Here is a 7,147-nt window from a genome sequence, read left to right as displayed (position 1 = left end):
CCGCCATCGCGGAACGCTTCGCCCCGCAACGGCGCCGCCCGGCCACAGCCATCATCGAACACGCGGGCCAGGAGTTCCCCGACTTCGACGACATCATCCTCAAACTCTGCCGGTAACCCGCAGACCACCCGGACGCTGCAGACCGCGCAGTGCGTTGACGGCGACACAGACCAGGCGTTCACCGTCAGTGCTGGTGCTGACGCCGCGCGGGCGGCCGGAGCGATTCGCCGCCCCCGCCGACGAACGGACGTCCGCTCGATACCGTTCGGCACGCCGACTGGCCCCGTACAGGCGTCCCGGCCCGCTGTCGGCAAAAGCCCGCGCGTATGAATCCAGCGACCTATCGTTTGTTGCAGAAGGTGAGTGGGGGCGACGTGGTGCGGGACACGAGGCTGGTGCAGACCGCGGTCATCGGCGATGAACACTCCGATGTCCCGATCATGCTGCCGACCGAGGCGATCGAGCTCGACGTGTTCCGCCGTGCCCACCAGCAGGACACGTTCTGGTGCGGGTTACTCCTGGGCGGCTGCGGGGGCCAGCTCGCCACCAAGCTCTACGTCGACCGCCAGTGCCACTTCCAGTGGAATCCTCTGCCGAACGGCGCCCCGAACACCTGCCGCCGGCCGTCCGTCGGCGAGTCCAGTGCGGATCACCTGTATGTGAAATCGGCAATGTCCCGCTCGCTGCTCGAGTATGGCCGGGCCGCCCGGTTCGCCTTTCCGCCACCGATCGGCTCCCTCGTCGACGTCGACCTGGAGGACGGCCTGTCCCTGCGCATCCACATGGACGCCGCCGTGCAGCCGGACTGGGAGCGTCAGCACGCCCCCATCCTCGGCCCCGGGGTGGTGCCGGATCCGGACGTGCTCGCGGGTTGCCCGTACGTCTACCGCGTCAGGTGCGACAGCGACGGGGCGGATCGCCGCGTGTGGATCGGAACCCGGAACCCGGCCCGCCCCACCGAGTGGGTCCCGTTCAGCGAGTGCACGTGGACGGACGACGGCCTGCTCACTCCCGCCGCCTCCCACATCCTGCGGGACCGTTCCACCGCCGGGAGTCGGCCGGCCGCACCGGGGCCGTCCTCCGGCCGGGGCGCTCTGCCGGAGAGCGTGGTCACATTCGTCCGCGGCTTGGAGACAGCGCAGCGAACGGGGACGGTGGACCACGTGCGCAGGCTCTGCAACGGCTGCAGTTCCTTCCTGGACGGCCTGACGTCCACGGCCCGGGCCGAGGCCGAGAGGGCCCTTCAGGAAGCGAAGGCGTGGCTGGCCATCCACGAGGAGTACCAACGCCGCATCTTCAAGGACCTCGCCACCGCAGTCCATGAACGCCGGGCGTGGGACGTCCGCTCGGGAATTCAGCAGGCCGCGTCACTGACTCGGCGGGGAGCCAGCGCCGAGGAGCACCGCATCCTGGCCGCGGCCCGCGCCTACCTGCGCGAGCACGACTATGCCGATCAGTCCCCGGCCCAGGCGGCCTTGCGAAGGCAACTGCACTACAAGCCGGCCCCGAAGAGGCTCGGGCCCTCCAAGAGCACGAAGCCGAACCGGGCAAAGGAGTCGGCAGCAAGAGCCCGCACCCTGCTGGAGCGCCTTGACCGCGAGAGCGATCTCCTGGCTGGCGATGAGCTGGCACGGTTGGTGGAGGAGCTGACGCGGGCGGCGAACGTTGCAGGCCCCAACCTCAGGGACCCCGAACGGAAGCGGGTCGCCAGCTGGGGTCGCAAGGCTCGTCAGCGGCGTCCGACGCGCACCACGGCCGCTCAGCCCCGTGCCGGTACGAAGCCTTCCGCAACCGGGAAGCCGGAGAGCCCCGCGCGCGTGAAGCTCGACCCGCTGGCTGCCGCAGTCAAGACCATCCTGCAGAAGGCGGCAACGACCGGAACAACACTCACCTGGGCAGAGATTCGCGCCCAACTCCCCCTGGTCTGCCCGCCCTCGATCGGAGCCAGCAAACTGCTGTCCTCATCCAGGTGGACCGGAGCCGCGCGGGGACCGCGCCCCTGCTGTCCGCGCTGGTCACGGGAGCCGTGTCCGCGATCTCCGAACCGTGACCCTCTAACGGTCGATGAAAAGTGACCCCTTCCGTGATCAGGTGATCAGGCTGGCTCCATGGGGAGTCAGGAGGAAGAGGTGATTGGCGTGGAGGACTGGGCGGAGATTCGGCGGCTCCACCGCTCGGAGGGCATGTCGATCAAGGGGATCGCGCGGCATCTGGGAATCGCGCGCAATACGGTGCGGCGGGCCGTGGCCAGTGACGATCCGCCGAAGTACCGGCGGGCGCCGAAGGGCTCGATCGTGGACCCGGTGGAGCCGGCCATCCGCGAGCTGCTGGCCGAGTTCCCGCGGATGCCGGCCACCGTGATCGCCGAGCGGATCGGCTGGGAGCGGTCGCTGTCGGTACTCAAGCGGCGAGTGGCCGAGCTGCGGCCGATCTACCTCCCGGCGGATCCGGTGTCCCGGACCACGTATCGGCCCGGCGAACTGGCCCAGTGCGACCTGTGGTTCCCGCCGGTGGACATCCCGCTGGGGTTCGGGCAGACCGGCCGGCCGCCGGTGCTGGTCATGGTGTCGGGCTACTCGCGGGTGATCACCGCGCGGATGATCCCCACGAGGCAGGCCGCCGACCTGGTCGCCGGGCACTGGGACCTGCTGTCCGGCTGGAACGCGGTGCCTAAGGCGCTGGTCTGGGGCAACGAGCCCGCCATCGGCCGCCGGCGCGAGGGCAAGGCGGTGCTGAGCACGGAGTTTGCCGCACTCGCCGGGCTGCTGGCCTGCAAGGTGATCCTCTGCAGGCCCCGCGACCCCGAGGCCAAGGGCCTGGTCGAGCGCGCGAACGGCTATCTGGAGACCTCTTTCCTGCCCGGCAGGGTCTTCGCCTCCCCGGCGGACTTCAACGCCCAGCTGACCGCGTGGCTGGAGATCGCCAACCGGCGCATCCACCGCACCCTGGACGCCCGCCCGGCCGAGCGGTGGGAGGCGGACCGGGCCGCGATGCTGCCGCTGCCGCCGACCGCACCGCCGCGCTGGTGGCAGACCTCGGTCCGGCTCGGACGGGACCACTACATCCGCCTGGACACCTGCGACTACTCGATCCACCCGTCCGCGATCGGCCGGATCGTGCGTGTCGAGGCGGACACCGAGACGGTGCGGGCCTACCTCGATGGCCGTCTCGTCGCCGACCACGCCCGCTGCTGGGCCCGCCACCAGAGCCTGACCGACCCTGCCCATGCCGACGAGGCCGCGCTGATGCGCGAGGGGCACCGGCTCGCGCTGGCCCATGGCGTCGTGGCTGCGGCGGTGGAGGTCGAAGAACGCGCACTTCCCTCCTACGACCGGGTGTTCCGCCTGATCGAGGGCGGCGCCGGAGGGGAGGGGTGAGTCATGGCCGCCCGACGCACCGCCCAGGCCAAGCCCTCCGCCCGCGACATGAGGGCAGAACTGGCCTTCCTCACCCGAGCGTTGAAGGCGCCGAACCTGCTGGACGCGGCCGATCGACTGGCCGAACGGGCCACCGCCGAGTCCTGGACCCACCAGGAGTATCTGGCCGCCTGCCTGCAGCGCGAGGTCGCCGCCCGCGAGAGCCACGGCGGCGAGGGCCGCATCCGAGCCGCCCGTTTCCCTGCCCGAAAGTCCCTGGAGGAGTTCGACTTCGCCCACCTGCGCGGTCTCAAGCGCGAGGCCGTCATGCACCTGGGCACCCTGGACTTCGTCACCGCCAAGGAGAACGTGGTCTTCCTCGGCCCGCCCGGCACCGGCAAGACCCATCTGGCCATCGCGCTGGGCATCCGGGCCTGCCAGGCTGGCCACCGGGTCGCCTTCGCCACCGCCGCCCAGTGGGTCGACCGCCTGGCCGAAGCCCACACCACAGGCTCCAGGACGAACTCACCAAGCTCGCCCGCATCCCGGTTTTGATCATCGACGAGGTCGGCTACATCCCCTTCGAACCGGAGGCCGCGAACCTGTTCTTCCAGCTGATTTCCGGCCGCTACGAACGCGCCTCCGTGATCGTGACCAGCAACAAGGCCTTCGGCCGCTGGGGAGAGACCTTCGGCGACGACACCGTCGCCGCCGCCATGATCGACCGTCTCGTCCACCACGCCGACGTGCTCTCCTTGAAGGGAGACTCCTACCGCCTGAAGGACCGCGACATCGGCCGCACCCCACCAACCACAGCGGCCTAGAAACCAGCAAACAAGTCAAACGGGGTCAGGATTGACCGACCCGAAAGGGGTCCAGGTTCAGCGACCGCCGACAAGCCGATCACGATATGCATCCGGCCTACCCCCGGATAGCGGCTGCTGCCGGCCAGCCGCGGCCGCGGGGAGACCTTGAAGCGGTGGCGCAGTGGGCTGTGGAGGTCTCCCGGTTCCAGCGGGCCAGCACCCAGTAGGAACACACAGGTGAGCTGCCCCGAGTTTCGTGGAGTCCGCGATCGTATGATCAAGCGGTCTGCGGGACTTCCTCCAGGCTCGCCCAGTACGCCTGCTCGTATTCGTCGGGCGGAACGTAGCCGAGGGCGGAGTGGAGTCGTTCACCGTTGTACCACGCGACCCACTGGAAGACGGCCCGCTCGACCTCGTCGAAGTCCCGCCACGGACCCTGATGCTCGATCAGTTCGGCCTTGAACGTGCCGTTCAGGGCCTCGGCCATCGCGTTGTCGTACGAGTCCGCGACGGAGCCCACGGACGCCGAGGCGCCGACCTCGACCAATCGCTCTGTGTAGCGAATGGATACGTATTGCGACCCGCGGTCGCTGTGATGAATGAGGCCGGCGTCCTTCTTGATTCTCTGCCGCCACAGCGCCATCTCCAGGGCGTCCAGCGGCAGGTCCGTGCGCATGTGGGTGGCGGCCTGCCAGCCCACGATCCGGCGGGAGTACGCGTCCAGGACGAACGCCACGTAGACCCAGCCCGACCAGGTGCGGACGTAGGTCAGGTCGGCCAGCCACAGCTGGTTCGGGCGCTCGGCGGTGAACCGCCGGTTGACCAGGTCCGGCGGACGCGGCGCGGTCGGCTCGGGGACCGTGGTGCGACGCCGCTGCCCGCGGATGACACCCTCGATCCCGAGCTCCCGCATCAGCCGCTCGACCGTGCAGCGGGCCACCGCGTGGCCGGCGCGGACCAGCGCGCGGGTGACACGCTGGCGGCCTTGAGGATCTCGTTGGCCCGCCTCACCTCGGCGTTCTCTTTACGGAGTTGCTTCAGCTCTTCCAGTTCGGAGCTGGTCAGGCGGTCGTCGCGCTCGCCGGCGTCGGCCTCGGCCTGGCGGACCCAGGACCGCAGGGCCTCCTTGTGGATGCCGAGGTCGCGGGCGACATGGGCCACCGGGCGGCCGGTCGAGCGGACCTCGCGGACGGCGCGCTCGCGGAGTTCATCGGGGTACTTGCGTGGTGCTGGCACTGCTCGTGGCTCTCCTTACGCCTGGATCGTAACCCAGGCTTCAAGGACTCCACGAAGATCAGTGCAGCTCATGATGCGGCTGGCCTACCTCCTGCGGGACCTGCCCGTGGAGATCCTGGGACGCCTGCGCTCGAACCGGGTGATGCGCCGCCCAGCACCGACCCGGGCGGAGTTCGCCGCAGCCAACTCGGCCGGCGGGCGGCCGCCCAAGCACGGAGCTGAGTTCATCTTCAAGGACGCCAGGACCTGGGGCGCCCGGGACGCGGAGACGAAGGCGGAGACCACCCGCTACGGGACCGCCCACGCCCGGAGCCGGGACCGGCTCCACCCCGAGCTGCAAGGGCGCGCCGCCTGGCGGGACCACCCCGGCCCGCTCCCGGTCATCGAGGGAACCGTCATCCGACTCCAGGTCGACCACCTGCCCAGTGGCGGCGACCCCAAGCCGCTGTGGCTGTGGTGGTCACGACCCGCAGCCGGCCCCGAGGAGACCGATCTGGCCTGGCAGACCTTTCTGCGGCGCTTCGACATCGAGCACTTCTTCAGGATGATCAAGCAGACACTCGGCTGGACCGCTCCGCCGCTTCGGGAAGCCGAAGCGGCGGACCGGTGGACCTGGCTGATCGTCGTTGCCCACACCCAGCTCCGCCTCGCCCGCTCTCTGACCACCGACCTGCGGCGGCCCTGGGAGAAGCCGACCGAACCGAACAAGCTCACCCCGGCCCGGGTCCGCCGCGGGTTCCGACACCTGCACGCCCGCACCTCGACACCAGCCGAAGTGCCGAAACCCTCCCGCCCTGGAACCGGGCGCCCGCCCGGTTCCAAGAACCGCCGCCCCGCGACCCGCTACGACGTCGGCCTGCTCCTGGTGACCGGCGAGCCCTACCGCAAACCAGCCCACCACAAGGTCGGCACCAAACCACGCCGAGCTGGTTGACCAGCCGAAACTCTTGTCGGAGCCGCTCCGTATGCTGCCGCCCATGAGCATGAACGGCGAGTACCTGCGTGTCACACCCGGCGAGTTGGCCCGAGCCCTGGAGGACCCCGAGTGGGCCTTGGACTTCGCCTCCGACGTTCAGGACCAGGAGGACGAGGAGGACGAGGAGACGGCACCCGCCGATGCGCGGCACTTCACCACGCACCAGACCTGGAACCTGCTGGGGTTCTTGCTGAAGCGGTCGGACTTCCCGGTCGACATCGTCTTCGGTGAGGAACTCATCCCCGAGGCCGACGACTGGGGCTACGAGCCGCCGCGGTACCTCTCCGTTGACCGGGTGCGGCTGGCCGCCGACAGGCTGAACCGGATGACCTACGACGATCTGATCCACGGCGTCGACCACAACGAACTCGCCGCAGCCGAGGTCTATCCCCAGATCTGGGACTCGCCGACCTCCCTGGAATGGGCCCGCGACCTGTTTGTACCTCTGACCGAGTTCTTCCAGACCGCAGCCTCCGCCGAGCACGCCATGGTGATCTGGCTCGACTGACCTTCCGCAGCGCGGACGTTAAACGGCAAGCTTACTGTCGACGGCACCAACCGCCCGCCACCAGTCGGTGCTCATACCGAAGACGACGGCGTCGAGGTCGGGGATCAGTCCGGCGGCGAAGCAGGCCAGGCCGCTCTGGCTGTTACCCCCAATGCATGACGGAGGGCCCAGTGTCGGCAACGGCTGAAATCGGGCCGGTCTGATCGGTTCAATTGTGGGCCATCGTGCGGTCTTGTTCAGCCGTTGTTGGTGGTCGGGGTGCGGC

General features: G+C 69.5%; 5 protein-coding genes and 2 pseudogenes. 5 read left to right on the top strand and 2 right to left on the bottom strand.

Annotated features, from left to right (window positions below; all coding sequences use genetic code 11):
* Positions 1-326: 326 nt before the first annotated feature.
* The 3 genes and pseudogenes from ACWEQL_RS39475 (at position 327) to istB (ending at position 4,180) form a co-directional block, all read left to right on the top strand.
* Positions 327-2,075 carry a hypothetical protein gene (locus ACWEQL_RS39475; RefSeq protein WP_452155946.1) on the top strand — a complete coding sequence of 583 codons (1,749 nt, stop codon included), beginning with the start codon at positions 327-329 and terminating at the stop codon, positions 2,073-2,075.
* A gap of 54 nt (positions 2,076-2,129) precedes the next feature.
* Positions 2,130-3,377 (top strand): IS21 family transposase, encoded by a 1,248-nt coding sequence (istA, locus tag ACWEQL_RS39470; protein WP_452155944.1) that lies wholly within the window; start codon positions 2,130-2,132, stop codon positions 3,375-3,377.
* 3 nt (positions 3,378-3,380) lie between these two features.
* Positions 3,381-4,180: pseudogene (gene istB / locus ACWEQL_RS39465) on the top strand (IS21-like element helper ATPase IstB).
* A gap of 259 nt (positions 4,181-4,439) precedes the next feature.
* On the opposite strand, the pseudogene ACWEQL_RS39460 reads toward istB, so the two are convergent.
* Positions 4,440-5,398 (bottom strand): annotated as a pseudogene (locus tag ACWEQL_RS39460) (IS3 family transposase).
* A 70-nt stretch (positions 5,399-5,468) separates the two neighbouring features.
* Between ACWEQL_RS39460 and ACWEQL_RS39455 the strand changes: the two are divergent.
* Both ACWEQL_RS39455 and ACWEQL_RS39450 read left to right on the top strand, forming a co-directional pair.
* Entirely contained in the window at positions 5,469-6,332 is an 864-nt protein-coding gene (locus tag ACWEQL_RS39455; protein WP_452155948.1) for a transposase, read from the top strand.
* Between the two features lie 43 nt (positions 6,333-6,375).
* On the top strand, positions 6,376-6,882 hold the full coding sequence (locus ACWEQL_RS39450; RefSeq protein ID WP_452155942.1) for a YfbM family protein: 507 nt from the start codon (positions 6,376-6,378) through the stop codon (positions 6,880-6,882).
* A gap of 18 nt (positions 6,883-6,900) precedes the next feature.
* Here the strand turns inward: ACWEQL_RS39450 and ACWEQL_RS39445 are convergent.
* A partial coding sequence (locus ACWEQL_RS39445; protein WP_452155940.1) for a hypothetical protein occupies positions 6,901-7,147 on the bottom strand: 247 nt, incomplete at its 5' end.

This window comes from Kitasatospora sp. NPDC004240 (genome assembly GCF_053603215.1).
This window is presented reverse-complemented; position numbering and strand designations above follow the sequence as displayed.

Bases quoted from the DNA above. Each gene is read 5' to 3' on its own strand.
- ACWEQL_RS39450 (WP_452155942.1), top strand. From the start codon at position 6,376: ATGAGCATGAACGGCGAGTACCTGCGTGTCACACCCGGCGAGTTGGCC.
- ACWEQL_RS39475 (WP_452155946.1), top strand. From the start codon at position 327: ATGAATCCAGCGACCTATCGTTTGTTGCAGAAGGTGAGTGGGGGCGAC.
- ACWEQL_RS39455 (WP_452155948.1), top strand. From the start codon at position 5,469: ATGATGCGGCTGGCCTACCTCCTGCGGGACCTGCCCGTGGAGATCCTG.